The 24,785-nt window shown below is 69.2% G+C and carries 24 protein-coding genes, 1 tRNA gene and 1 pseudogene; 9 read left to right on the forward strand and 17 right to left on the reverse strand.

The features are described from left to right. Positions 1–6 precede the first annotated feature (6 nt). From JDV09_RS07830 to JDV09_RS07850, 5 genes are read right to left on the reverse strand one after another with little or no spacing between them, the layout of a single operon-like run. Positions 7–1,146, reverse strand: a complete 1,140-nt coding sequence (locus tag JDV09_RS07830; RefSeq protein ID WP_221368560.1) for a 3-ketosteroid-9-alpha-monooxygenase, oxygenase component — start codon at positions 1,144–1,146, stop codon at positions 7–9. Next, the gene (locus tag JDV09_RS07835) at positions 1,139–2,698 is read right to left on the reverse strand and encodes an FAD-binding protein (protein WP_221368561.1); all 1,560 of its coding nucleotides are present in this window, start codon (positions 2,696–2,698) and stop codon (positions 1,139–1,141) included. Before JDV09_RS07835 ends, JDV09_RS07830 begins: the two co-directional genes overlap by 8 nt. A 25-nt stretch (positions 2,699–2,723) precedes the next feature. After that, positions 2,724–4,226: a long-chain-fatty-acid--CoA ligase FadD17 gene (fadD17, locus tag JDV09_RS07840; RefSeq protein ID WP_372452864.1), complete on the reverse strand. Its 1,503-nt coding sequence runs from the start codon at positions 4,224–4,226 to the stop codon at positions 2,724–2,726. 33 nt (positions 4,227–4,259) lie between these two features. Beyond that, positions 4,260–5,363, reverse strand: coding sequence for an acyl-CoA dehydrogenase family protein (locus JDV09_RS07845; RefSeq protein WP_221368562.1), 1,104 nt, complete (start codon positions 5,361–5,363; stop codon positions 4,260–4,262). A 16-nt stretch (positions 5,364–5,379) separates the two neighbouring features. After that, a complete protein-coding gene (locus tag JDV09_RS07850) occupies positions 5,380–6,558 on the reverse strand; it encodes an acyl-CoA dehydrogenase (RefSeq protein WP_221368702.1) in 1,179 nt (392 codons plus the stop codon). Between the two features lie 139 nt (positions 6,559–6,697). On the opposite strand from JDV09_RS07850, the gene JDV09_RS07855 reads away from it, so the two are divergent. Next, positions 6,698–6,889, forward strand: a complete 192-nt coding sequence (locus tag JDV09_RS07855) for a ferredoxin (protein ID WP_221368563.1) — start codon at positions 6,698–6,700, stop codon at positions 6,887–6,889. Between the two features lie 13 nt (positions 6,890–6,902). Continuing rightward, positions 6,903–7,841: a 3-oxoacyl-ACP reductase gene (locus JDV09_RS07860; RefSeq protein WP_255605020.1), complete on the forward strand. Its 939-nt coding sequence runs from the start codon at positions 6,903–6,905 to the stop codon at positions 7,839–7,841. Positions 7,842–7,871: 30 nt separating this feature from the next. Here JDV09_RS07860 and JDV09_RS07865 read toward each other — a convergent pair whose 3' ends face one another. Together JDV09_RS07865 and JDV09_RS07870 are read right to left on the reverse strand one after the other, a co-directional pair. Next, positions 7,872–9,374: an alpha,alpha-trehalose-phosphate synthase (UDP-forming) gene (locus JDV09_RS07865; protein ID WP_221368564.1), complete on the reverse strand. Its 1,503-nt coding sequence runs from the start codon at positions 9,372–9,374 to the stop codon at positions 7,872–7,874. Next, positions 9,374–9,538, reverse strand: a complete 165-nt coding sequence (locus JDV09_RS07870) for a hypothetical protein (protein WP_221368565.1) — start codon at positions 9,536–9,538, stop codon at positions 9,374–9,376. Before JDV09_RS07870 ends, JDV09_RS07865 begins: the two co-directional genes overlap by 1 nt. A gap of 40 nt (positions 9,539–9,578) precedes the next feature. On the opposite strand from JDV09_RS07870, the gene JDV09_RS07875 reads away from it, so the two are divergent. Beyond that, entirely contained in the window at positions 9,579–10,502 is a 924-nt protein-coding gene (locus JDV09_RS07875) for an enoyl-CoA hydratase (RefSeq protein ID WP_221368704.1), read from the forward strand. Between the two features lie 55 nt (positions 10,503–10,557). Next, entirely contained in the window at positions 10,558–11,400 is an 843-nt protein-coding gene (locus tag JDV09_RS07880) for an SDR family oxidoreductase (protein WP_221368566.1), read from the forward strand. Positions 11,401–11,509: 109 nt separating this feature from the next. On the opposite strand, the gene JDV09_RS07885 is transcribed toward JDV09_RS07880, so the two are convergent. From JDV09_RS07885 to JDV09_RS07910, 6 genes are all read right to left on the reverse strand, one after another. Continuing rightward, entirely contained in the window at positions 11,510–11,989 is a 480-nt protein-coding gene (locus tag JDV09_RS07885) for a (2Fe-2S)-binding protein (protein WP_221368567.1), read from the reverse strand. 2 nt (positions 11,990–11,991) lie between these two features. Next, positions 11,992–12,879 (reverse strand): FAD binding domain-containing protein, encoded by an 888-nt coding sequence (locus JDV09_RS07890; RefSeq protein WP_221368568.1) that lies wholly within the window; start codon positions 12,877–12,879, stop codon positions 11,992–11,994. Further along, entirely contained in the window at positions 12,876–13,556 is a 681-nt protein-coding gene (locus JDV09_RS07895) for an SRPBCC family protein (RefSeq protein ID WP_221368569.1), read from the reverse strand. The genes JDV09_RS07890 and JDV09_RS07895 overlap by 4 nt, the downstream gene beginning before the upstream one ends. Positions 13,557–13,574: 18 nt before the next feature. After that, a complete protein-coding gene (locus JDV09_RS07900; protein WP_221368570.1) occupies positions 13,575–15,941 on the reverse strand; it encodes a xanthine dehydrogenase family protein molybdopterin-binding subunit in 2,367 nt (788 codons plus the stop codon). 163 nt (positions 15,942–16,104) lie between these two features. Beyond that, on the reverse strand, positions 16,105–18,210 hold the full coding sequence (locus JDV09_RS07905; protein ID WP_221368571.1) for a glycoside hydrolase family 183 protein: 2,106 nt from the start codon (positions 18,208–18,210) through the stop codon (positions 16,105–16,107). Positions 18,211–18,389: 179 nt separating this feature from the next. Beyond that, positions 18,390–18,746 carry a hypothetical protein gene (locus tag JDV09_RS07910; RefSeq protein WP_221368572.1) on the reverse strand — a complete coding sequence of 119 codons (357 nt, stop codon included), beginning with the start codon at positions 18,744–18,746 and terminating at the stop codon, positions 18,390–18,392. Between the two features lie 425 nt (positions 18,747–19,171). On the opposite strand from JDV09_RS07910, the gene JDV09_RS07915 reads away from it, so the two are divergent. After that, positions 19,172–20,005 (forward strand): YVTN family beta-propeller repeat protein, encoded by an 834-nt coding sequence (locus tag JDV09_RS07915; RefSeq protein ID WP_221368573.1) that lies wholly within the window; start codon positions 19,172–19,174, stop codon positions 20,003–20,005. A 29-nt stretch (positions 20,006–20,034) separates the two neighbouring features. Here the strand turns inward: JDV09_RS07915 and JDV09_RS07920 are convergent, their stop codons facing one another. Beyond that, entirely contained in the window at positions 20,035–20,223 is a 189-nt protein-coding gene (locus JDV09_RS07920; RefSeq protein WP_221368574.1) for a hypothetical protein, read from the reverse strand. A 252-nt stretch (positions 20,224–20,475) separates the two neighbouring features. On the opposite strand from JDV09_RS07920, the gene JDV09_RS07925 reads away from it, so the two are divergent. Beyond that, positions 20,476–20,877, forward strand: coding sequence for a VanZ family protein (locus JDV09_RS07925; protein ID WP_221368575.1), 402 nt, complete (start codon positions 20,476–20,478; stop codon positions 20,875–20,877). A 102-nt stretch (positions 20,878–20,979) separates the two neighbouring features. Continuing rightward, positions 20,980–21,162 (forward strand): annotated as a pseudogene (locus JDV09_RS26625) (site-specific integrase); the annotation flags it as partial. Between the two features lie 30 nt (positions 21,163–21,192). Here the strand turns inward: JDV09_RS26625 and JDV09_RS07930 are convergent. Together JDV09_RS07930 and JDV09_RS07935 are read right to left on the reverse strand one after the other, a co-directional pair. Then, positions 21,193–21,264: transfer RNA gene (locus JDV09_RS07930), tRNA-Thr, on the reverse strand. Between the two features lie 33 nt (positions 21,265–21,297). After that, positions 21,298–22,032 carry an MlaD family protein gene (locus tag JDV09_RS07935; RefSeq protein WP_221368576.1) on the reverse strand — a complete coding sequence of 245 codons (735 nt, stop codon included), beginning with the start codon at positions 22,030–22,032 and terminating at the stop codon, positions 21,298–21,300. A gap of 95 nt (positions 22,033–22,127) precedes the next feature. On the opposite strand from JDV09_RS07935, the gene JDV09_RS07940 reads away from it, so the two are divergent. Then, positions 22,128–22,844, forward strand: coding sequence for a response regulator transcription factor (locus JDV09_RS07940; RefSeq protein ID WP_372452865.1), 717 nt, complete (start codon positions 22,128–22,130; stop codon positions 22,842–22,844). A gap of 31 nt (positions 22,845–22,875) precedes the next feature. Then, positions 22,876–24,324 (forward strand): sensor histidine kinase, encoded by a 1,449-nt coding sequence (locus JDV09_RS07945; RefSeq protein WP_221368578.1) that lies wholly within the window; start codon positions 22,876–22,878, stop codon positions 24,322–24,324. On the opposite strand, the gene JDV09_RS07950 is transcribed toward JDV09_RS07945, so the two are convergent. Further along, positions 24,296–24,700, reverse strand: a complete 405-nt coding sequence (locus JDV09_RS07950) for an HIT family protein (RefSeq protein ID WP_221368579.1) — start codon at positions 24,698–24,700, stop codon at positions 24,296–24,298. The genes JDV09_RS07945 and JDV09_RS07950 overlap by 29 nt on opposite strands. Between the last annotated feature and the right edge of the window lie 85 nt (positions 24,701–24,785).

A 24,785-nucleotide genomic window follows, 5' to 3' on the forward strand; every position in this document is an offset into this window, starting at 1 on the left:
ACAGCGTCACGGGGTGATGGTGCTCCGGCCGAGCCTGGCCAGGTTGTCCTCGACCTCCTGCTGCCAGAGATCGTAGGCGTGGGTGGTGTCCACCTCCTGCTCGAAGCGGTCGGTCATCTCGGCGGTGACGTCGGCGGCGTCGACGTAGAACTGCCGATACCAGCGGCGGTGCTGATAGACCGGACCGTCCTCCTCGGTGAGCAGCGGGTTGTCGATGCGGGTCTTGTTCTTCCAGATCTCGACGTCTTCGAGGAAGCCCTCGCCGAACGTCCGGTTCATCGCGGCGGCAAGCTTTTCCGCCTTGTCGGCGGGCAACCCCGGCATCTCGGCCACCGCCACCCCCCACTGCAGCATGAAAGAGCTGTGGGTCACCGGGTAGTGGCAGTTGATCAGCGCGACCTCGACGGTGAAACCGGGTCCGAGGTCGTTGTGCAGCCAGTTGATCATGTAGGCCGGGCCGAAATAGGTCGCCTCGGACCGCAGATACGTTCCCTCCCAGAGCTTGTCGGGATCGGCGGTGTAGTCCGGCCGCGGCTTGGACTCCATGAACTGGCTGGCGGTGTGGCCTTCGATGACGTTCTTGAAGTAGGTCGGGTAGGCGTGGTGGATGTAGAAGAAGTGCGCCATGTCGACGTTGTTGTCGACGATCTCGCGGCAGTGCGCGCCCTCGATCAGCACCGAGCTCCACTGCCACGGCGACCACCTGCCGGCGTCGTACCCCTCGATGGTCGGCGGGGTCAGCTCGGCGGCCGGCGTGGAGCCCTCGGGGTCGTGCCACACCAGCAGCTGACCGTTGACCTCGGTGGTCGGCCACGCGCGGGTGCGGGCCAGCCGCGGTGTCCGCTTGGCGTAGGGGACCAGCGTGCACCTGCCGTCACCACCCCACCGCCAGTCGTGGAACGGGCAGGCCACGTCGTCGCCCTTGACGGCGCCCCGGGACAGATCACCGCCCATGTGCCTGCAGTACCCGTCGAGGACCTGCAGCGCGCCACCGGAATCGGCGAACACGACCAGCTTGGTGCCGAACGCCTCGATGCCGTGCGGCTCACCGTCGCGGAACGCGTCGGCCAGGCCCAGGCAGTGCCAGCCCCGGGCGAAGCGCGTCATCGGCGCCCCGGTGTCGATCTCGCGTACCGCCTCACTCATGGGTGCTCCCTTTCGCCATGTCCCGCACCGCCAGATGGCTGAAGACCATGCTGGTGCCGATCGGATTGCCGCCCCCGGGGTACGTGGTCCCGCTGGGGGCCGCCATCGTGTTGCCCGCGGCGTACAGGCCCGGAATGACATTGTCCGCCGCGTCGAGCACCCGCGCGGCGGTATCGGTGCGCAGGCCGCCCTTGGTGCCCAGATCGGAGACCCCGAACGCGGCCGCATGGAACGGCGGGCGCTCGATCGGGTACAACGGCGGGGTACCGCCGGAGAACGCGCGATCGTAGGGCTCGTCGCCGCGGCCGAAATCCGCGTCGACGCCGAGGCGGACGAACTCGTTGAACCGGGACACCGTATCCACCAGGTTCTTCGGCGGCACCCCGATCTGTCCGGCCAGTTCCTCGAGCGTGTCGGCGGTGCTCCACAGGCCGGCGTCCACGTAGGCCTGCGGCGCCACCATCGACACGTTGGTGGCCTGTACCGGCGGGACGCCGCCGTTGTCGTCGCGGTCGTCGTAGACCATCCAGAACGGCAGGGTCACCGAGCCGTCGTCGACGGCGGCCAGCACGGCGCGGCCGAGCCGGTCGTAGGCCGCCGACTCGTTGACGAAGCGTCTGCCGTGATCGTCGACGAAGATCCCACCGGTGAACCACAGTGCGAAGGCCGAGGAGCCGTCGGGGTGGGTGAGCCCCGGTGACCACCACGCCTGGTCCATCAGGTCGACGTCGGCGCCGACCGCCATCGCCGCGAGGTGGGCCAGGCCACGGTTGCCCCACGGCCCCATGGTGTCGCGCGAACTTCCCGGCACGCCGTAGCGCGCCCGCATCTCGTCGTTGCGCTCGAACCCGCCCGCGGCCAGCAGGACGCCGCGCCGGGTCCGGATCGCGCGGCGTCCGCTGTCGGTCTGCACGACCGCCCCGACGACCGTCCCGTCGTCGATCACGAGCTCGGTCAGGGCCGTGCCGAGCCGGGTGCTCGCGTTCGGGTAGCGGGCGATCGCGGTCAGGAAACGGGCGATCAGGGCGCGTCCTCCGACGAAGTAGTCCCCCGGTACCGCCCGGCCCAGCCGGTCGACGTCCAGCGGCCCGCGCACCAGTTCCCGCAGATCCGGTGCGGCGGAGACCCGCAACGGCTTGGCCGCCATGTGCCGCATCCCGTCGGCACGCGCCTTGGGAGCCTTGCCGTAGTAGTCCGGCCAGGGCAACAGGTGGAACTTCAGCAGCTCATCGGATTCGAGATACTCCACCAGCGGCGCCCCGCTGCGCACGTAGGTCTCCTGCAGGTCCCTGGGGGTGCGGTCACCGACCACCGCCGTGTAGTACTCCAGCGCGTCCTCGACGGTGTCGTCGGTGCCGGCCCGTAGCAGGACCGGGTTGGCGGGGAACCACATTCCGCCGCCGGCCGAGTACGCGGTGGTGCCGCCGAACTTGTCGGTCGCCTCCACCAGGACGACGTCGAGGCCCTCCCGTGCCGCGGTGTAGGCGCCCGTCACCCCACCGGCACCCGAGCCTGCCACCAGCACATCGGTGCTCTCATCCCAGTCCGGCATGGTGTTCCCTTCCGTGGGTGGCGGGTCACGTCCGCCGGATCTCGTGCACCGGGTCCGGGCAGTCGAGGCCGTCGGCGGACAACTGCCGCTTGACGACCTTGAAGGTCTCGGTGCGGGGCAGGCTGGTGGCCACCCGGACGAACGCGGGCCACTGCTTGGGCCCGAGGTCGGTCTGGCGCCGGAGAAACCCGGTGAAGTCGGCCGGATCGAAATCACCCGCATCGGGCAGCACGAGTGCGGCCATCACCCGGTCACCGACGGTGGGGTCGGGGATCGGGTACACCGCCACCTCGGTCACCCCGGGGTAGCGCATCAGGACCCGCTCGATCGGCGCGGTGCCGAGGTTTTCGCCGTCGACGCGCATCCAGTCGCCCAATCGTCCTGCGAAGTAGGCGAATCCGTCGTCGTCGCGGTAGGCCAGGTCGCCGCTGTGGTAGACGCCGCCGGTCATCCGTTCGGCCTCGGCCCCGGGATCGTGATAGTAGCCCCGGAACTGGCCGCAGCCCGCGGTGTTGACCAACTCACCGACCACCCCGGGCGGGCACGGTGCGCCGGTGTCGACGTCGACGATCGCCACGCCGTCGGCCAGCGGGCCGAGTGCCCCCTCCGGGGTGTCCGGGGTGCGGGCGATCGCCACCCCGCCCTCGCTGGACCCGAAGCCGTCGACCACCTCCACCCCGAACCGAGAAGCGAACCGGGACAGGTCGCGCGGTGCGCCCTCGTTGCCGTAGGCCACCCTCAGCGGGTTGTCGGCGTCGTCGGGGCGCTCCGGGGTGGCCAGGATGTAGGACAGCGGCTTGCCGACGTAGTTGGCGTAGGTGGCGCCGAACCGCCGGACGTCGCCGATGAACTGCGACGCAGAGAACTTGCGCCGCAACACGATCGACGCCCCGGCCGCCACCGCCGGCGCCCAGCCCGCCATGATCGCGTTGGAGTGGAACAGCGGCATGGACAGATAGCAGGTGTCCGAAGGCCCGAGCCCGAACCGCTGCGCCAGCATCACACCCGGAAACGCGACCTTCTCGTGGGTGCACCGCACCGCCTTCGGATCACCGCTGGTGCCGGAGGTGAAGATCAGCATGAACAGGTCATCGGGGTCGGCGTCCGGAAAACGGACCGTCGCCCCCGCGTGCGCGCGGAGTTCCTCCGCGAAACCGGGTGATTCGACATCCAGCGCGGTGATCCCGTCGACGGCGCTGCCGCGATCGGCCAGCACGAATTGGCAGTCGGCATGGTCGATGTCGCGCTGCAGCGCCGCGCCGCGGCGCGTCGGGTTCAGCCCGACGGCCACGATGCCCGACAGCGCCGCCGCGACCAGCACGGCGCCGAAGAACGCGGTGTTGCCCAGCAGCACGCCGACATGCGGGGGACGGTCCGGATTCAGCCGGTCCCGCAACGCCGACGCGAGATCGGCGCCGGCCTGGATGTGGTCCCGCCAACTGGCGTAGGACACCGGTGCGTCGTCCCCGTCGATGGCCGCCACGCCGCGGTCGTCGACGTCGGCCAGCGGCTCCAACAACGAAGCCACCGTCGGTCCGAGGCTGGTGTGCACCGGCACGAATCAGGCTGGTGTGTCGGCCAGTTCACGACCGATGTGCAGCAGGGCTCCGGTGGCACCCCCGACTGCGAACTCGGTCTGCTTGGCGGCCAGGAAGTACCGGTGCACCGGGTGGTCGGTGTCGATCCCGACGCCGCCGTGCACGTGCACCGTGGTGTGCGCGACGCGGTGGCCCGCCTCGGCCGCCCAGAACGCCGCCGTGTTGACGTCCACCTCGGCGGGTAGTCCCTCGGACATTCGCCAGGCTGCCTGCGTGAGTGTCAGCCGCAGCGCCTTGACGTCGATGTAGCCGTCCGCCAGCCGCGCCGAGACGGCCTGGAAGCTGCCGATGGGCCGTTCGAACTGCTCGCGTTCGCGTGCGTATGCCGCGGTGAGCTCCAGCGCGCGCTCGACGACGCCGAGCTGAAACGCGCTGCGGCCCAGCGTGGCCAGCGTCGAGAGCCACGAGACGATCGGGTCTCCCGGCCCACCGAGCATCCGGTCGGCGCCGAGTTGCACACCCGAGAGCGTCAGGTGGGCGATGCTGCCGCGGCCCGTCGTGTTCAGCGCCTCGACGCTCACACCCCGGTCGCCGGCCGCTACCAGGAACACCGCCGCGCCGGCCTCGGTTTCCGCCGGCACCAGGAACGCATCGGCCACCGGCCCGTAGCCGACCTGGGTGCGGCTGCCGGTCAGCCGGTGGCCGCCGTCGGCCGGATGCGCCTGCACCGGACCCTCACCCATGTCGCCGTCCAGGGCGACGGTCAGGATCTTCTGCCCCGCAACCGCCGGCGCCGCCCAGTCGGCGCACAGTTGGCGGGAGCCGAACTTCTCCAGCGCGCCGGCTGCCAGGACCGCGGATTCGAGATAGGGCACGGCGGCCATCTGCCTGCCCAGCGCCACCAGCACCGCGACCTGCTCGAGCAGCCCGAAACCGCCGCCCCCCAGCGATTCCGGCGCGGCCGCCGACAGCACGTCGGCGTCGATCAGCTTGCCCCACAATGCGCGGTCGAACCGTTGCTCTTCGCCGTCGAGCGCGCGCTGGTGTTCGGGCGTGCACACCGACTCGGTGATCGTGCGCACCAGTCCGCCGAGGTCGTCGGCCGCTTCCGGGCTCGAAAAGTCCATCGTGGTCTGCCCTTTCCTACCGGTTCACCCTGGGTAGCCCGAGCGCGACCATGCCGATGATGTCGCGCTGGATCTCGTTGGTCCCGCCGCCGAACGTCAGGATCAGACACGAGCGGTGCATCCGCTCGACCCGGCCGCGCAGCAGCGCACCGGCGGAGTCGGTGCGCAGGGTCGCCGCGGTGCCGAGCACTTCCATCAGCAGCCGGTAGGCCTCGGTGGCCAGCTCGGTCCCGTACACCTTGGCCGCCGACGCGTTCGCCGGGGACGGCGAGGCGTCGGTGGAGGACAACTCCCAGTTGATCAGCTTGAGCACCTCGGCCTTGGCGTGCACGCGGGCCAGGTTCAGCTGCACCCATTCGGAGTCGATCAACCGCTTGCCGTGGACGTCCTTGGTGTTCTGGGCCCACTCCCGGACACCGTTGAGCGCCAGGAAGATCGGTTGTGCCGAGACGAGCGCGACCCGCTCGTGGTTGAGCTGGTTGGTGACCAGCTTCCAGCCGGCGTTCTCCTCGCCGACCAGGGCGGTCACCGGCACGCGGACATCCTGGTAGTACGTCGCACTGGTGTCGACGCCCGCCATGGTGTGCACCGGCGTCCACGAAAAGCCCTCCGCGGTCGTCGGCACGATCAGCATCGAGATGCCGCGGTGCTTCTTGGCCTCGGGGTTGGTCCGGACCGCCAGCCAGACGTAGTCGGCATAGGCGATCAGGCTGGTCCACATCTTCTGGCCGTTGATGACGTAATCGTCTCCGTCGCGCACCGCGGTGGTACGCAGCGAGGCCAGGTCGGTGCCCGCGCCGGGCTCGGAGTAGCCGATCGAGAAGTGCAGGTCGCCCGACGCGATGCGGGGCAGGAAGAACTTCTTCTGCTCGTCGGTGCCGAACGCCATGATGGTCGGCGCGACACTGTTGATGGTCAGGAACGGCACCGGGACGCTGGCGATCGCCGCCTCGTCGTTGAAGATCAGGCCGTCCATCGGAGGGCGGGCCTGTCCGCCGAACTCGGTGGGCCACGACAGCGTCAGCCAACCGTCCTTACCCATCTGGGCGACCGTGTCGCGGTAGACGTTGCCGCGTCCCATCTCGCCGTCGTTGGAGGCCAGCGCCTCCGCGCGCTCGGGCGTCATGAGCTTGGTGAAGTAGGCCCGCAGTTCGCGGCGCAACTCCTCCTGTTCGGGGGTGTAGCCGATCCGCATCGCGTCGTCCTCCACTGTCTGCGAGCCTGTATCCGGGTGCCCGTCCAGATGCCGAGGCGGTACCTCAGGCCTCTCCTGGTTGTAACACGTTCTAGTGTTGGGGTCCAGGGTGGTGCAAGACTACCGACAGGAGGTTCTCATGCGAGTGGAAGTTGATCGTGACCGTTGCGAGGGCAATGCGGTCTGCGTCGGAATAGCCCCCGACCTGTTCGAGCTGGATGACGACGACTACGCCGTGGTGAAGGCCGATCCGGTGCCGCCGGAGCAGGAGGCGCTGGCCGAGCAGTCGATCGCCGAGTGCCCGCGCGCCGCCCTGATCCGACACGACTAGAGGCATTCGTATCTTGACTCCTACCGACCCCAGGACCGAAGCCGATCTGTCGGGGCTGGTCGCCGTCGTCACCGGAGCCGCAGCCGGGCTGGGCCGTGCCGAGGCTATCGGCCTGGCCCGGGCGGGCGCCAGCGTCGTCGTCAACGACGTCGCCCCGGCGCTGGACCGCTCGGACGTTCTCGACGAGATCGCGGCCGCCGGAACCAAGGGCGTCGCCGTCGCCGGTGACATCAGCCAGCGCGGCACCGCCGACGAGCTGGTCGAGACCGCCGACGGGCTCGGCGGGCTGGCCATCGTCGTCAACAACGCGGGGATCACCCGCGACCGGATCCTGTTCAACATGACCGACGAGGACTGGGACGCCGTCATCGCGGTGCACCTGCGCGGGCATTTCCTGCTGACCCGCAACGCCGCGACGTACTGGCGGGCGAAGGCCAAACAGGGGGGCGACGGCGGAACCGGCACCGTGTACGGGCGGATCATCAACACCTCGTCGGAGGCGGGCCTGTCCGGTCCGGTCGGCCAGCCCAACTACGGGGCGGCCAAGGCCGGTATCACCGCGCTGACGCTGTCGGCCGCGCGGGCGCTCGGACGGTTCGGCGTGCGGGCCAATGCGATCGCCCCGCGGGCCCGCACCGCGATGACGGCCGGGGTGTTCGGCGACGTGCCGGAGTTGCCGGAGGGCGCAGTGGACCCGTTGTCCCCCGAACATGTGGTGAACCTGGTGCGCTTCCTGGCGTCTCCGGCCGCCGACGGCGTCAACGGTCAGCTGTTCATCGTCTACGGTCCGACGGTGACGCTCGTCGCGGCGCCGACGGCCGAGAAACAGTTCAGCGCCGACGGCGATGCGTGGGACCCGGGGAAGCTGTCGGGCACGTTGCGGGATTACTTCGCCGACCGCGATCCGCGGCGCAGCTTCTCGGCCCCGATGGGGCTGGGTGATCCGGCCTGACGGCCCCATCGGATCTCAGCCGCTGATCGGCTACGTCACGTCGATCTGAGCGGGGGAGGCCCGATCGGCCCCGGCCGCCGCCAGCGCGTCGAGGAACGATCGCGCCCAGCGGTCGACGTCGTGGGCCAGCACCTGCCGGCGCAGTGCGCGCATCCGGCGCCTGCCCTCCTGGGGTGACTGGTTCAGCGCCGCCTCGATCGCGTCCTTGACGCCCTCGAGGTGGTGTGGGTTGGTTAGGTAGGCCTGGCGCAGCTCGGCCGCGGCGCCGGTGAACTCGCTGAGCACCAGCGCCCCACCGAGATCGCTGCGGCATGCCACGTACTCCTTGGCGACCAGGTTCATGCCGTCGCGCAGCGGGGTGACGAGCATGACGTCGGCCGCGACGAAGAACGCGATCAGGTCATCGCGCGGCACCGGCCGGTGCAGATAGTGCACGACCGGGTGGCCGACCTCGCCGTACTCACCGTTGATGTGTCCGACCTGGCGTTCGATGTCCTCCCGCATCACCTTGTAGCTGTCCACCCGCTCGCGGCTGGGGGTGGCCAGCTGGACCAGCACGGTGTCCTCGCGGTTGATCCGGTCCTCGGCGAGCAGCTCGGCGAACGCGCGCAGCCGGACGTCGATGCCCTTGGTGTAGTCCAGCCGGTCGACGCCCAGCAGGATCTTGCGCGGGTTGCCCAGCTCGGCGCGGAGCTCGCGGGCCCGTTGCCGGATCTGCCGGGTGCGGGCGTGTTGGTCGATCTCGGCGGAGTCGATCGAGATCGGGAACGCACCGACCTTGACCGTGCGGAAGCCGACCTGGATCTGGCCGAAGCGTGACCGGACCCCGATGCTGGCGCGGGAGGTGTTGGCGCCGGCCAGCCGCCGGGCCAGGATCAGGAAGTTCTGGGCGCCACCGGGCAGGTGGAACCCCACCAGGTCGGCGCCCAGCAGCCCCTCGACGATCTCGGTGCGCCACGGCATCTGCATGAACAGCTCAACCGGGGGGAAGGGAATGTGCAGAAAGAACCCGATGATCAGGTCGGGGCGCAGCATCCGCAGCATCTTGGGCACCAACTGCAGCTGGTAGTCCTGCACCCACACCGTCGCGCCCTCGGCCGCGGCCTCCGCGGTGGCCTCGGCGAAACGCCGGTTGACTTCGACGTAGCGGTCCCACCACTGGCGGTGGTAGATCGGTTTGACGATGACGTCGTGGTAGAGCGGCCACAGCGTGGCGTTGGAGAAACCCTCGTAGTACTGGGCGACATCGTCGGCCGACAGCCGCACCGGGACCAGGTGCATGCCGTCCTGCTCGATCACCTCGTCGTCGGCGGCGTCCGGGTGGTGCGGATCCTGGGGTACCCCGGGCCAGCCGATCCAGGCGCCCCGGCGCCGCCGCAGCAGCGGTTCCAGTGCGGTGACCAGGCCGCCGGGGCTTCTCCGCCACTCGGTGGTGCCGTCCGGCAGCTTGACCATGTCGATCGGCAGCCGGTTGGCCACGACGACGAAGTCGGCACCTCCGGAGCGGGCCTCGGGACCGCTCTGGAGGGTCATTACGCGTCGAGTTTCGCCGGTCCGATACCGAGCATCGACAGGAAGATCCGGCACTCGTCGGCGTCGGTCGCGTAGGCGGCGACGACCCGGCGGGCCTGCCGTTCGGTGCTGTCGGCGATGGGTTCGACGTCGCCGATCTCGGCGGGATCTGATTTCGCAGGCATGACACAACTGTATGTGACGGTTCGGGTGGTGCCAGGGCCGATGTACCCCAGTCGTAGGGTGGACGGCGTGGCGAACCCGGAACAGGTGACATACGAAACCCTCGATGAGGGGCGGATCGCGCGGATCTGGCTGAACAGGCCGGACGCGCAGAACGCGCAATCGCGGACGCTGCTGGTCGAGCTGGACGAGGCGTTCTGCCGGGCGGAGGCCGACGACCAGGTCCGCGTGGTGATCCTGGCGGCGCGCGGCAAGAACTTCTCCGCCGGCCACGACCTCGGTTCGGAGCAGGCGCTGGCCGAGCGCACCCCCGGCCCCGGCCAGCACCCGACATTCACGATCAACGGCGCGACCAGGGACTCGGTCGCCGAGCGGACCTACCTGCAGGAGTGGCACTACTACTTCGAGAACACCTGCCGCTGGCGCGACCTGCGCAAGATCACCATCGCGCAGGTGCAGGGCAACGCCATCTCGGCCGCACTGATGCTGATCTGGGCGTGCGACCTGATCGTGGCCGCCGACGACGCCAAGTTCAGCGACGTCGTCGGGGTGCGGATGGGGATGCCCGGGGTGGAGTACTTCGCCCATCCGTGGGAGTTCGGTCCGCGCAAGACCAAGGAACTACTGCTGACCGGGGACTGCATCGACGCCGACGAGGCGTACCGGCTGGGCATGGTGTCGAAGGTGTTCCCGCGGGACGAGCTGGATGACAAGACCCTGCAGTTCGCCCGCCGCATCGCCGAACGGCCGACGATGGGTGCGCTGCTGCTGAAGGATTCGGTGAACGCGGCCAGCGACGCGATGGGCTTCACCGAGGCGCTGCGCCACGCGTTCCACGTCCACGAGCTCGGGCACGCGCACTGGGCCGCGCACAACGAGAACCGCTGGCCGGTCGGGATGCCGCCCGACGTTCCGGACTGGCGCACACTGGGTGCCCCGAAGCCGGCCCGCCGCGACGAACCGTGACGTATAACTGGAACCTGTTCTAGTTAGTTCTACTTGTACGTCGAAGGGGTCTTCCGTGCTGCTCTCGTTGGCTGGTCGCACATACCTGGTCACCGGTGGTGGCAGCGGTATCGGCAAGGGTGTGGCGACAGCGATCGGGGGATCGGGCGGCAACGCGGTGCTGGCGGGCCGCAACGCCGACAAGCTCGCGGCGGCCGCGGACGAGATCAAGGCCGCGGCCGGTGCGGGTGCAGGCTCGCTGATGTACGAACCGGCCGACGTGACCGATGAGGACGAGGTGACGCGGCTGGTGGAGGCCGCGACCGCGTGGCACGGCCGGCTCGACGGTGTCGTGCACAGTGCAGGGGGCTCCGAGACGATCGGCCCGCTCACCCAGATCGACTCCGCGGCCTGGCGCAACACCGTAGACCTCAACGTCAACGGCACGATGTACGTGCTGAAGCACGCCGCGCGGGAGATGGTGCGTGGCGGCGGCGGGTCGTTCATCGGCATCTCGTCGATCGCGTCGAGCAACACCCACCGATGGTTCGGCGCGTACGGTCCGAGCAAGGCGGCGCTCGACAACCTGATGATGGTGGCCGCCGACGAGCTCGGTCCGTCGTCGGTGCGCGTCAACGGCATCCGGCCCGGGCTGACCCGCACCGACATGGTGGCGCCGATCATCGACACGCCGGCGCTCAGCGAGGACTATGCAGCGTGCACGCCGCTGCCGCGGGTGGGCGAGGTGGAGGATGTCGCCAATCTGGCGGTGTTCCTGCTCAGCGATGCGGCAAGTTTCATCACCGGCCAGGTCATCAACGTCGACGGGGGCCACGGACTGCGCCGCGGCCCCGACCTGTCGGCGATGCTGGAGCCGCTCTTCGGCGCGGAGGGCCTGCGCGGGGTGATGCCCAGCTAGCTCGCGCGCGCCGCCGAGTGTGAATCGGCTGCGAAAGAATCGCCGACTTTTCGCAGTGGATGCACACTCGGCGCGGTGGCCATTGATGCACGTTCGGCGCGGTGGCGAGCTAGCCCTGACCCTGGAGTTCGGCGGCCCGCTTCACCGCGTTGACGATGCCCTGATATCCGGTGCAGCGGCAGAAGTTGCCCGACAGACCCTCGCGGATCTCCTCGTCGGTGGGCGACGGGTTGTCGCGCAGCAGCGCGGTGATGCTGGTGACGAAACCCGGTGTGCAGAAACCGCATTGCAGGCCGTGGCATTCGCGCATGGCGGCCTGCACGGGCGACAGCTCGCCCGACTCGCCCGCGATGCCCTCGACCGTGGTCACGTCCTGCCCGTCGACCTGCACCGCGAAGATCAGGCACGAGCGCACCGCCTGACCGTCCAGCAGCACGGTGCAGGCGCCGCACGCGCCGTGCTCGCAGCCCAGGTGGGTGCCGGTCAGCCCGCACTTCTCCCGTAGATAGTCGGCCAGCGTCAGGCGGGGCTCCACCTCATGTCGCGCCGGATGCCCGTTCACGGTGATCTCGACCGGTGTCTCGTGCACCGTCACCCCTTCCCGTTCGCCGCGGCGAGCGCCTTTGCGAGCGCCCGCGCCACCATCGTGGAGCCGACCTTGGCGCGGTAGGCCGCCGAGCCCTGCAGGTCGGCGGGAATGTCGTCGATCGCGCCCATCGCCACGCGACCGACCTCGGCCAGGCCGGCGTCGTCCAGGTCGGTCACGGTGCGGCCCAGCACCGCCCGCTCCGCCGCGGTGCCCCGCAGCGGGGTGGAACCCAGCCCGAGCAGACCGATCGCGCAGCGCGCGACCCGGTCGTCGCCGTCGAGTTGGACCCCGACGGTGGCGCCAGCGATCGCGAAGTCGCCGTGGCGGCGCGCGAACTCCTCGACGGCGAACCCGCACCGGCCCGGCCACACCGGAAACCGCACCGCGGTAAGGATCTCGTCACCGGCCAGTGCGGTCTCCCACAGCCCGGTGAAGAACTCGCCCGCCGGGATCTCGCGGTGGCCGCGCGACGACGTCGCCTCGACGCGGGCGTCGAGGGCCAGCGCGACGGCCGCGTACTCGGCGGCCGGGTCGGCGTGGGCGATCGCGCCGCCCAGGGTGCCCCGGCTGCGGATCTGGAAGTGACCGATGTGCGGGGTGGCCAACGTCAGCAGCGGCACCGAGTCGGCCACCTCGTCGTCCAGGCCGACCAGCGCGTGCGACGTCGTGGCCCCGATCCGGACCGCACCGTCGACGAGGTCGATGCCGCACAGCTCGTCGAGCCGGGAGATGTCGATCAGGTTCTCGAAATGGGTCAGCCGCATCGCCAGCATCGGGACCAGGCTCTGCCCGCCGGCGAGGATCTTCGCGTCCTCGCCGAGCTCGGCGAGGATATCGACGGCCTCTTTCACCGAGTCCGGCCGGTGGTAGGCGAACGCGGCGGCCTTCATGACGTGAGCCGGGACAGGGCGGCCAGCAGGTCGTCGAGGGCCGGCGGGAGGTGGGACCGCCTGCGGCGCCGGCCCAGCAGGAAGCCGGCGGCCAGGCCGACCGCCACCCCTGCCAGCACGGGGGCGTATCGCTTCGCCACCGGCACCGCGACGACCTTGAACAGGTCGACGGAATCGTCGGTGGCGACCGCTTGGGGCTGGGCGGCCGCGGCCGCGTTCGCAGGGGCGGGTGCGCCGCCCAGCACGTCTGCTTCCAGTCGCTGGGCGAACTGGCCGATCAGATTGGCCGCGACATCGGCGAGCACGCCGCGGCCGAACTGCGCCGCCTTACCGGAGATCGTCAGGTCGGTGGTGATCACAACTCCGGTCACGTCGCCCTCGTCCTTGAGCTGGGCGGTGACCAGTGCGGCCGCGTTGCCGCTGCCGCGGGTCTCCTTGCCGGTGGCCGTGATGACGACCCGCTGGGCGGCCTCGTCCTTCTCGGTGAAGGTGGCCTCGCCCTGGTAGGACACCGTGATCGGGCCGACCTTGACCTTGACCTCCCCGGTGAAGTCGTCGCCGTCGACCGACACCAGCTTGGCCCCGGGGATGCAGGGCGCGACCCGCTCGACATCGGTCAGCACCGTCCACGCCGTCGCGGCCGGGACGGGCACCCGAAATTCGTTGACTAACTCCATGATTGCTCCACTCTGGCTCTACTTCTGCGCTTGCTCGACGGCCTCGACGATCGCGGCCGGGGTGGCGGGCAGTCGGGTGATCGTGACGCCCAGCGGGGCCAACGCGTCGTTGATCGCGTTGATCACCGCCGGGGTGGATCCGATCGCGCCGCCCTCGCCGCAGCCCTTGTATCCGCCGACACCGGGCCCGGGGATCTCCACGTGCCCGTACTCGATCGCGGGCACCTCGGTCGTGGTGGGCAACAGGTAGTCGACGAACGTCGAGGACAGCGGGTTGCCGTCGTCGTCGTAGGACATCTGCTCCAGCAGTGCGCCGCCGATGCCCTGCACGGTGCCGCCGGCGATCTGGCCCTCGACGATGTTCGGGTTGATCATCGGGCCGACGTCCTCGCTGACGATGTAGCGGGTCAGCGTGACATGGCCGGTCTCGATGTCGACCTCGCAGGTGCACGCGTGGGTGGCGTTGGCCCAGTGGATGGGTGCGGTCGGCGGTGCGGTGAATCGGGCGGTCGCCTCCAGCGTCGCCGACATCCCGGCAGGTAGCTGCTGGGGTTCGTAGTAGGCCCGGTAGGCGATGTCGGCGAAGCTCACCGACTTCGACGGGTCATCGCGCACAACGGCTTTCGAGCCGACCAGCTCGATCGCGGATTCGTCGGTGCCGAGCCGTGCCGCGGCCATCGCGACGAGCTGCCCGCGCAGGATCGCGCCGGCCTCGCTGACCGCGCCCGCCGTCATCGGCCCGCTGCGGCTGCCCTGGGTACCCGCTCCGTAGGGCGTTACCTCGGTGTCGCCCTGGGTGGCAGCGACGTCGGCGATGTCGGCGCCCAGCGCGTCGGCGGTCAGCTGTACGACGGTGGTCTCGATGCTGTTGCCACTCGATCCGCCGCCGACGTAGACGTTGATCTTGCCGGTCGATTCCATCCTGATGATCGCGCCCTCGGAGGCCAGATTCCCGGTCGCGGCGCCGGTCGGCTCGATGTAGGCCGAGTAGCCCAGTCCGAGGTAGCGGCCCTGTGCCAGCGCGTCGGCCTGGGCCCTGCGGAATCCCTCGTGGTCGAGGATCTTCACCGCCTGCTCGAGGGTGTCGGCGGGGGCGACATGGTCGTAGGGCATGCCGTTGGGGTTGAAGTACGGCATCTCGTCACCGCGCAGGATGTTGCGGCGGCGCAACTCCAGCGGGTCGATGCCGATCTTGCGGGCCGCGATGTCGAGCAGGATCTCGCGGGTCAGGGTCTCGTACTGCCACGGCCCGCGATAGGCGGCCAGCCCGGCGGTGTTGGAGAACACCGTCTTGTAGTTGAAGCTGGCCTTGGGCACCCGGTAGGGACCCGGGAAGAACATCCCGATGGCGGCTGTGGTCAACACCGGGTACGGCGTCGGGTAGGCGCCGACGTCCTGGACGAAATCGATGTCGGCGGCCAGGATCGTGCCGTCGGAGTCGAAGGCCATCCGCACGTCGCCGTCGACGTGGCGGGCCTGCCCCGCCGACATCAGGTTCTCCCGGCGGTCCTCGATCCACTTCAGCGACGCTGCGCCCCGATGCGCGTTCGACGTCGCAGCCACCTTCCGCGCCGCCAGCAGCACGCACATGTCCTCCCGCATCGGGACGACCTTCTGGCCGAACCCGCCACCGGTGTCGCGCATGATGACCCGGACGTGCTGGGCCGGGACACCCAGCAGCCGCGCGGCGAACGCCCGCAGTTCGTGCGGGGTCTGGGTGGACGCCCACACGGTCAGCTCGCCGGTGCTGGCCTGCCACTCGACCACCATCCCGCGTGTCTCGATCGGCACCGGGGTGTGGATCTGCTGGTAGACGTGGGCCGACGCGACGTGCGCGGCGCCGGCGAAGGTGTCCTCGTCCGGGGGCGCGCCGCCCATCCCGCCGGCCACGTTGTCGGGGTAGGCCCCGTGCACGACCGGGACACCGGGCCCGACCGCCTTGGTGAAGTCGGCGACGGCGGGCAGCGGATCGTAGTCGACGTCGATCAGCTCGATCGCGTCTTCCGCGAGGTAGCGGCTCTCGGCGACGACCAGGGCGATCGGGTCGCCGACGAACTTGACCTCACCCTCGGCCAGCGGCGGGCGTGGAGTGTCGGGAACATTCTTGCCCGCAACCGCGTGCCAGGCCTCCCGGACGTCGGGGTTCAGGTCGGCGGCGGTGAACACCGCGTGCACGCCCGGCAGTGCCAGCGCGGCCGAGGCGTCGAACCGCCGGATGGCCGCGTGGGCGTACGGGCTGCGCACGAAGCAGGCGTGCAGCATGCCCGGCCTGGTGATGTCGTCGACAAACGTGCCGTGACCGGTGAGAAGACGGCCGTCTTCGACACGTTCGACCCGGCGTCCGGCGTAGCGCGCGGTGACGGTATCGACGGCGGTGTCGGTCACGTGGATCACTCTCCTCGGAATCGAAGAACGACGTTATCCCATCCGAATGCGACATTTCCACTGTGAATGTCTCACGCGTGGCGTGGCGCCTCACGCATCGTGGTCGATTCGTCGGTACGGCTCCGTCAGCGGTCGCCCGGCCTCTCGTCCGACCGACGACCGGTCACAGCTTGGCGAGGTCGGTTCGCATCAGCATGACGTTGTATTCCGACCACAGCGAGAGGTTCCAGTACAGATCCGAGCCGGTGCCCGTCGTCGACGGTGACCACGGGTGCATCATCGGTGCGTAGATGCCGCCGTTCTGCTGGCCGATCAACACGGTCGGGTCCGACCAGGTTCCCTCGGGCCGGTCGGACGTGCGGATGACGATGTTGTTGAACTGGTCGCCGTACATCACGACGTACTGGTCCAGGTATTCGTTGTACTGGACCGACATCTCGCTGACCGTGTAGCCCGGCTGCAAGGCCCCACAGGGACCGCCCGACTTGCCGATGATCGCCGAGGCCGACGACGGGTTGTTCTTCACCCATTGTTCCGGCGTGCTGAAGAACAAGCACGATGAGGCCGCCTGGTAGTACTCGTACTCGGACACATCGGTGATGTTCTCGGGCGTGACCCTGGCCAGATAGGCGGCGCCCCCTCGGCCGTTGGGGGTCCCGTACATGTAGATGTAGCCGTCGTCGCCCTCGACGAACGCCGACTGCTGAAAGTTCTTGTCGCCGCTGAAAATCGAGTTGTAGCGCACACTTTCGGGTGCGACGGTGAAGTTCTCGCCGTTGTCGGTGGAGTAGGCGATGGCCGAGTAGTTGGTGGTCCAGCTGCCCGAGGAACCCCAGTTCGAGACCGACATGAAGCTGACGTACTGGATGGTGCCGAACGGGGTTTCCTCGGTGACCTCGGTGGGCACCGAGATGCCGGCGGTCGGGATGAGCGTCACCGAGTTCGGCGCCCAGGAGGGCCGGTTGATGATGGGGCGCGCCTCCGTCGGACCCGACAGCGGCGCGCCGCCGAACATGTTGCCGTTGAACCATTCCCCGTTGGGGATGGTCATCCCGTCGGACAGGTCGTCGTCGGAGCTGCGGAACAACGTGTTGTAGATGTGCCTGCCGGTCATGTTCGCGCTGCCGAACGTGTCACCCACGGCGATGAGCACCTGGTGTTCGTTCTGCGGGGTGCTCGGGTCGTCGACCATCCCGTTGTCCCACACGGCGCCGATATCGGTGCCGTGGACGTCGAAGCGGATCTTGGTGTTGGCCAGTGTCGGGTCATCGTAGATGTAGGGGCCCGTCACCCAGCTGACGAAGTTGGTGGACTCGCTCAGCTGGGGGTTCGGGAACGGCGAGTAGGGCACCACCGCGGCCGCGGTCGTGACGTCGGCCGTCGTCGCCTCGGCCAGGGCCAGGCTTGTCGTCTGCGTGGCGACGCTGCCGGCCGGGTGGTTCGCGCCGTACGCGGCGAACAGGTTCTCCAGCTCGCGCCGGGCGAAGGCCAGCAGGGCCCACAGGAACGGCGGCTGGGGGGTGCTGCCCGGGCCCGGGTTCGACGTCTGTTGGGCCCAGTCGATCATGCTGTTCACGACATTGACGACCGCGGTGGCCAGGGTGAATTTCTGCGGCGCTTCCGTGACCGGCTCGAACGTGACCGGCGTGGTGGCGGCAGCGGCCAGGCTGGTCGCGCTGGCGAACACCGCGACGGTGGTGGGCTCCTTGGGTGGCTCGGCCGGATCGTTGACCGGCGTCGTGGTCGCCTCGTCGGTGTCGGGCTCCTCGGCGGGCACCTCGATGCTGTCCTCGACCGGTTCCACGGCCTGCCGTGCGGCGTACGTCGCCGGAGCCGGCGCCTCGGGCTCCGGCGCGGGTTTCGGCTCGACCTCCTCGGTCGGTTCGGTTTCCGGCTCGAGCTCCTCGGTCGGTTCGGTCTCGCCGGTCGGCTCGGCCTCCTCCTCGGGGTCTCCCGCGTCGTCCGCTATGGCCGGCTCTTCCTCGGGCCCGGCTTCCTGCTCGGGTTCGTCGACCTCGTCCTCGACGACCGGTTCTTCCTCGGGCTCGGCCTCTTCGTCGTCGGCCTCTTCGTCGTCGGCGTCCTGCGCGGCCCCGGTCTCGGTGTCGGATGAGGTCGGTGACTCCACGGTTGCTGACGACCCCGACGTCGGGGTGGGCGAATCGTTCTCCTCGGCCCAGGCCACCCCCTGGCCGACGAATACGGCTGAGCCGACGCCCAGTGCGACGGCCAGACCGCCGACTCGGCCGACATACGCTGCGGCACCCATGAAACCCCTTCGGTTGAGCCCAGTTCGACCTCGGTCGCCGTGACCATTGAAGCGCATCGATCAGCGCCCGGGGAGCAAAAGCCGAATCGACACGTCGATGACATCGCAACCGTGCCCCTGCGCATTTGCCCATGTCACGGCCGGATGGGCCCAGAACCAGCACATATTGACTGGTCAGTTCAGTCGAGGCGCTCCAGCGCCTTCTCGTACAGCTCGACGGCCTCGGCGACGCCGTCGCCGAGCCATGCGTCGACGACTCCCACCTGGTCTGCGACGAGTTGCACACGGTTGAGCCAGACCTGGAACTCCTCGTCGCGGCGGAGTTCGTCGATCTGCTCGACCGACCCTTGGATCAGGACGAAGCCGCCCAGCTCGATGGTTTGCGGTTTGAGCACTACCCGGTCGAACCGCTCGATCTTCCCGCGCTCGCGCAACCCCGCCAGGTAGTCCTCGGTTTCGACGAGCAGGTTCAGCGCGGTGCGCTCGCGTCCCCGGGTCGGCACACCCCATGCCACCCACAGTCCGGCTTCGGCCATGGCCCGACGGTACTGCTCATCGCGTCGATCGCGCGGATCAGGGTGGTGCAAGGCCTGGCATGTCGGTCCAAAATGGTCGTGCGACCGCCGAACCGCCGCGGACAGGGGATCCGGCGCCGCTACCACCGCTACCACCGCTACCGCGGGGCCCAGCGGCAATGCGCCGGAATGCATTTCAACGCCGGGCTCGGCGCCTACCATTACTATCGGTGAGATCGTTCAGCAACGTGGTATTGCCCGCCCACCAGCAGACTCCGGTGCGAGTGAGTCGGCGGCTGATACCGAAATTGTTGGCCGCGTTCGTGCTTGCGGTTGTGCTCGCCGGAGTCCCGCCCATGATCCTTGCTCAACAGCACCGGGCGGGCGCGGACCGGTACACGGTCACCGCGACGGTACCCGTCGGCCGAGGTCCGAGGAGCTTGGCGGTGGACCCGGTCACCCGGACGGTGTACGTCGGCAATGACGACGACAACACGGTGTCTGTGATCGACGGGACGACGAACACCGTCACCGCGACCGTGCCGGTAGGCGGAAACCCGCGCGGTGTCGCGGTGGATCCCGGCACTCGCACCGTCTACGTCGTCAACTGGCGTGACGACACGGTGTCGGTGATCGACTCGGCGACGCACACAGTCAGCGGCACCATTGACGTCGGCTTCGGCGCGACCAGTGTGGCGGTGGATCCCATCACCCACACCGCTTATGCGCTCGCTCTCTTCGACGCCACGGTGTCGGTGATCGATGGGCTGACACACGCCGTCACTGGCACGGTGAGAGTCGGCTACATGCCGGCGCGGGTGGCGGTGGATGCGAGCACGCGCACCGTGTATGTCACCAACGAGGGTGACAACACGGTGTCGGTGATCGATGGTGCGACGAACACGGTCACCGCGACCGTTCCGGTCGGTGGAAGCCCGCGCGGTGTGGCGGTGGATCCGGGTGCCCACGCCGTCTATGTGGCCAACCGAGGTGACGCCACGTTGTCGGTGATTGACACGCTGACGCACACGGTCGCCGGCACCGTGGATGTCGAATGGGGTCCGCGCAGTGTGGCGGTCGACGAGCGCACCCACGCCGTGTACGTCACCAACCGGGGTGAGCCCAACACGGTGTCGGTGATCGACGGATCGTCACGCGCGGTCACCGCCGTGCTGGCCGTCGGCACCGGCCGGACCAATGTGGCCGTGGATCCGGGCGGCCACGCCGTATACGTCACCAACGGTGACGACGCCACGGTGTCGGTGATCGGCCAGCAGTAGCGAATTCATCAGCACGCGGACAAGTCGCGTTACCCGGATGCGAGCAGGATTTCGGCGAGCCGGGTGAAGGTTTCGCGTCCGTCGTCGTAGCCGCCCTCACCGTCGAGCGAGTTCAGGATCGCAAGCGTGTAGCGCTGGCCGGCCCGGCGAATCCCACGCTGTTGACCCACCCATCCGGTGTCCTCGGTCGACCACCCGTTCTTGTTGCCCGGGGCCATCGCCGGGCCGGCACCCCACACACCCGCACTGCTGGACGGGATCGCCCTGCTGCATCTCGGCCACGATCGCCGACGCCTGCGGCGACGGCAGCCGGGTCAGGGTGTTGTTCATCAGCCGGTCCGGATCGTCGGCCGTGGACTTCTGGAATCCCCAGTACGGGAACGTGTCGGTGTCGCCGCGCTGCGGCTGAAGATCTTTCATTCCGTAGCCGTGAGTGGACACCACCGTCGGCTGGCGTGTTCAGTGGTCCGATGCCGCGCCGCACCCTCGCCGGGGTCCTCTGGTTCGCTCTCACCTGCTGGGCCGGCGGCATCCTGTGGCTTTCATCGCTCACGCCGAAGGAGTTGCCGGAGCTGGCGTTTCTCGTCTCGGACAAGATCAACCATGTCATCGCATTCGCCGTCGGCGGGTGGCTCGCTGCCAGCGCGTTGCTTGTGTCGCGTCCGCTGGCAGCAATCGTGGGCGGGATCGTCCTGGCCGTCATCATCATCGCGGCCTTCGGCGCCTTAGATGAGTCACTGCAGACATTCACCCCGGGCCGCACGGGTGGCGACATCTATGACTGGATAGCGGATGTTCTCGGGGCGCTCATCGGCGCATTATTGAGCCTCGCGACCCATCGCCGCCTTGACCGCCTCCTCCCATCCCCGTGAACTTGAAGCCCGCCCCAAGGCCATGTTGGTGGTCAGGGCCCGCGCGATCACCGGGGCGAGCGGGGCCTGACCGTCGGGGTGCGGCGGCCGAAGTCTGGACTCGGCGCCAACGTCAAAGCCAGTCAGCCGATGATGGGGCACAGGTCCGCGGCGATGACGTTGGACACGTGCGCGGATCTGTTCGATGACGACCTGGACGTGGTGGCCGATCGGCTCGAACAAAGTGTGTCCAAAATGCGTCCAAACGCGCCCGCTCCGGCGGCGTCGGAGACTCCCGCAAGCTGACCACCCCAGCGGAGCCCATAGAAACCTCGGAGCCCCCTGTCAGGATTGAACTGACGACCTTTCGCTTACAAGGCGAGTGCTCTACCACTGAGCTAAGGAGGCATGATCGCGCCGGATCCCGGCTAGCCTATCGGCTCACTCGTCGACGTCGACAATCCGTTGGGAGGTCACCGGCCGCGTCGTGGAGCGGCTGCGCGGGCGCCGGCCCGGGATCGGGATCCGGTCGGCGATGTTGGACAGCGGGTTGACCACCTGGCTGAGCACGATCACCGCCTCGCGCAACGCCTCGATCGTCGGCTCCAGGGCTTCCAGGCCGGGGGCCAGCCGGTTGAGGGTCTCGGCCACATCGGCGAGCTGCTCGAGCGGACCGTGGCGGGCGGTCAGCTTGTCGACCAGACCGCCGTCGGCGAGCAGCCGGTCGGCCAGCCCGTCTTCGGCCAGCAGGCGCTCGACGAGGCCTTCCTCGTCGAGCAACTGGTCGACCAGGCCGCCCGGTTCGATGGCCCGCATCAGCCCGCCGTCCTCCTGGGTCAGCCGGTCGAGCACCCCGCCGGGTGCGGTCAGCCGGTCCACCACCCCGTCGGGCTTGAGCAACCGGTCCAGCGGCCCGCCCGGAGCCAGCGCCCGTCCCAGCGGCTGATCGTCGTCCATCAGCCGGGCCAGCCGGTTGGCCCGCTCCACGGCGTCCTCGATCCCGAGCAGCTGCGCCACCGACGTCGGCCCCGTCTTGCCGCCCGGCGTGTCCCCACCCAGCGTGCGGTGCGCCATGTCGAGCGCGCCGCTGGCCACGCTGATACCGGCGTCGGCGACCGCCAGCCCCGCCCGGACGGGCGCGAAGGCGAGATCGGTCAGGGATTTGCTGAGGTTCATCCGCCCAGTCTATGGAGAGTGCAAGACCGAACTCACAGGAAGTGCACAGCTGGTACGCAGCACATTTCCAAGCCCCTGGATGAAGATTGATGGCTATGGCCATGCCGGTTATGGAGAACGTACCCGAGGCTCGCGTGCTGGTGGTCGACGATGAGACCAACATCGTCGAGCTGCTGTCGGTGAGCCTGAAGTTCCAGGGCTTCGAGGTGCACACCGCATCCAACGGTCCTGCCGCGCTGGACAAGGCCCGCGAGGTCCGGCCCGACGCGCTCATCCTCGACGTCATGATGCCCGGTATGGACGGCTTCGGCCTGCTGCGCCGGCTGCGTGCCGACGGCATCGACGCACCGGCGCTGTTCCTGACCGCGCGCGATTCCCTGCAGGACAAGATCGCCGGGCTCACGCTGGGCGGGGACGACTACGTCACCAAGCCGTTCAGCCTGGAAGAGGTCGTCGCCAGGCTGCGGGTGATCCTGCGCCGGTCCGGCCGGGGCGTCGAGGAGCCGCGCACCTCCCGGCTGACGTTCGCCGATATCGAGCTGGACGAGGACACCCACGAGGTGTGGAAAGCCGGTGAACCGGTCTCGCTGTCGCCGACCGAGTTCACGCTGCTGCGGTACTTCATCATCAACGCCGGCACGGTGTTGTCGAAGCCCAAGATCCTCGACCACGTGTGGCGCTACGACTTCGGCGGCGACGTGAACGTCGTCGAGTCCTACGTGTCCTACCTGCGGCGCAAGATCGACACCGGCGACAAGCGGCTGCTGCACACGCTGCGCGGCGTCGGCTACGTTCTTCGCGAACCGCGGTGAGCCGGACCGGCCGACGCTGAACAATAGTGGCGTGGCAGGACACGTCAGGCGCGGTATTCCCCTGCGGGTGGGGCTGGTCGCGGCCACGCTCGTGCTGGTCGCGCTCGGGCTGCTCGCCTCCGGCATCGCGGTGACGACGATCCTGCAGCACAGCCTGATGAACCGCGTCGACGACACGCTGCTCGACGCGTCCCGCGGCTGGGCGCAGGTGCCGCGGCGGCTGCCCACCACACCGGTGGAACCCAACCCCGCGCGACCGCCTTCGGACTTCTATGTCCGGGGCATCGACCCGGACGGCCACATCTGGATGGCGGTCAACGACCGCGACGCCGAACCGGCCCTGCCCGCGGACAACGACGTCGGGCCCGTGCCGGTCACCGTAGGGTCCGTCGACCACTCCGACGTGCAGTGGCGGGCCATGACGGTGCGCGGTCTCAGCGGCGAGCTGACCACCGTCGCCATCGACCTGTCCGACGTGAAGTCCACCGTGCGGTCGCTGGTCTACGCACAGGTCGGGATCGGCGCCGCGGTGCTGCTGGTGCTCGGCATCGTCGGTTACGTGGTGGTACACCGCAGCCTGCGCCCACTCGCTGAGGTCGAACAGACCGCGGCGGCCATCGCGGCAGGCCAGCTGGACCGCCGCGTTCCCGAGCGCGACCCCCGCACCGAGGTCGGCCGGTTGTCGCTGGCGTTGAACGGGATGCTCGCGCAGATTCAGCGCGCGCTGGCGTCGTCGGAGTCCTCGGCGGAGCAGGCGCGTAGCTCCGAGGACCGGATGCGGCGCTTCATCACCGACGCCAGCCACGAGCTGCGCACCCCGCTGACCACCATCCGTGGGTTCGCCGAGCTGTACCGCCAGGGCGCGGCCCGCGACGTCGAGATGCTGATGGGCCGGATCGAGAGCGAGTCGCGCCGGATGGGTCTGCTGGTGGAGGATCTGCTGCTGCTGGCCCGGCTCGATGCGCAGCGCCCGCTGGAACGGCACCGGGTGGACCTGCTGGCGCTGGCCACCGACGCGGTGCACGACGCGCAGTCGATCGCGCCGAAACGGACGATCCGCATGGAGGTCTTCGACGGACCCGGCACCCCCGAGGTGCTCGGCGACGAGGCCCGGCTGCGTCAAGTGCTGAGCAACCTGGTGGCCAATGCGCTGCAACACACCCCGGAGACGGCCGGGGTCACCGTCCGGGTGGGCACCGACGACGCCGACGCCGTTCTCGAGGTGTGCGACGAGGGTCCCGGGATGCGCCCCGAGGATGCGCAGCGGGTGTTCGAGCGGTTCTACCGGGCCGACTCGTCGCGCACCCGGGCCAGCGGCGGAACCGGCCTGGGGCTGTCGATCGTGGACTCGCTGGTATACGCCCACGGCGGGCGGGTCGCGGTGTCGACGGCCCCGGGGCAGGGTTGCCGGTTCCGGGTCAGCCTGCCGCGCATCGCCGATGCCGCGGTGCTCAGCTCAGCTCAGCCAGGGCCGCAATAATCCTGGCCTGCGCGTCGTCCAGCGACTCCGGCGACGGGTTGCGGTCGACGTTCGCGAAGCCGAAGTCCGACAGCTCACGTGCCGGGAACACGTGCACGTGCAGGTGCGGCACCTCCAGCCCGGCGATGATGAGGCCGGCCCGGTCGGCGCCGAACGCCTTCGTCACGGCCTTGCCGATGAGCTGGGCCACCTCCATGACCTTCGCGAACACCGCGGGTTCGATGTTCTGCCACTGGTCGATCTCGGCGCGCGGCACGACCAGCGTGTGGCCCGGCGTCATCGGCTCGATCGTCAGAAACGCCACGACGTCGTCGTCCTGGTAGACGAATCGCCCGGGCAGTTCGCCGTTGATGATCTTCGTGAACACGGTCGCCATGCCCACGAGCATTCCAGACCGAGTTCGGTGTGAAAACCTTCCCTGACCGGCGATATTCACACCGAAATCGCAATAGCCTGGCCGA

It is taken from the genome of Mycolicibacterium xanthum, assembly GCF_019710635.1.
Classification (GTDB): Bacteria; Actinomycetota; Actinomycetes; order Mycobacteriales; family Mycobacteriaceae; genus Mycobacterium; species Mycobacterium xanthum.

Coding starts and splice junctions, on each gene's coding strand:
- JDV09_RS07830 (WP_221368560.1), bottom strand. CDS start 1,146: ATGAGTGAGGCGGTACGCGAGATCGACACCGGGGCGCCGATGACGCGC.
- JDV09_RS07835 (WP_221368561.1), bottom strand. CDS start 2,698: ATGCCGGACTGGGATGAGAGCACCGATGTGCTGGTGGCAGGCTCGGGT.
- JDV09_RS07845 (WP_221368562.1), bottom strand. CDS start 5,363: ATGGACTTTTCGAGCCCGGAAGCGGCCGACGACCTCGGCGGACTGGTG.
- JDV09_RS07850 (WP_221368702.1), bottom strand. CDS start 6,558: ATGCGGATCGGCTACACCCCCGAACAGGAGGAGTTGCGCCGCGAACTG.
- JDV09_RS07855 (WP_221368563.1), top strand. CDS start 6,698: ATGCGAGTGGAAGTTGATCGTGACCGTTGCGAGGGCAATGCGGTCTGC.
- JDV09_RS07865 (WP_221368564.1), bottom strand. CDS start 9,374: ATGACCCTCCAGAGCGGTCCCGAGGCCCGCTCCGGAGGTGCCGACTTC.
- JDV09_RS07870 (WP_221368565.1), bottom strand. CDS start 9,538: ATGCCTGCGAAATCAGATCCCGCCGAGATCGGCGACGTCGAACCCATC.
- JDV09_RS07875 (WP_221368704.1), top strand. CDS start 9,579: ATGTACCCCAGTCGTAGGGTGGACGGCGTGGCGAACCCGGAACAGGTG.
- JDV09_RS07890 (WP_221368568.1), bottom strand. CDS start 12,879: ATGAAGGCCGCCGCGTTCGCCTACCACCGGCCGGACTCGGTGAAAGAG.
- JDV09_RS07895 (WP_221368569.1), bottom strand. CDS start 13,556: ATGGAGTTAGTCAACGAATTTCGGGTGCCCGTCCCGGCCGCGACGGCG.
- JDV09_RS07905 (WP_221368571.1), bottom strand. CDS start 18,210: ATGGGTGCCGCAGCGTATGTCGGCCGAGTCGGCGGTCTGGCCGTCGCA.
- JDV09_RS07910 (WP_221368572.1), bottom strand. CDS start 18,746: ATGGCCGAAGCCGGACTGTGGGTGGCATGGGGTGTGCCGACCCGGGGA.
- JDV09_RS07920 (WP_221368574.1), bottom strand. CDS start 20,223: ATGGCCCCGGGCAACAAGAACGGGTGGTCGACCGAGGACACCGGATGG.
- JDV09_RS07925 (WP_221368575.1), top strand. CDS start 20,476: ATGCCGCGCCGCACCCTCGCCGGGGTCCTCTGGTTCGCTCTCACCTGC.
- JDV09_RS07935 (WP_221368576.1), bottom strand. CDS start 22,032: ATGAACCTCAGCAAATCCCTGACCGATCTCGCCTTCGCGCCCGTCCGG.
- JDV09_RS07940 (WP_372452865.1), top strand. CDS start 22,128: ATGGCCATGCCGGTTATGGAGAACGTACCCGAGGCTCGCGTGCTGGTG.
- JDV09_RS07950 (WP_221368579.1), bottom strand. CDS start 24,700: ATGGCGACCGTGTTCACGAAGATCATCAACGGCGAACTGCCCGGGCGA.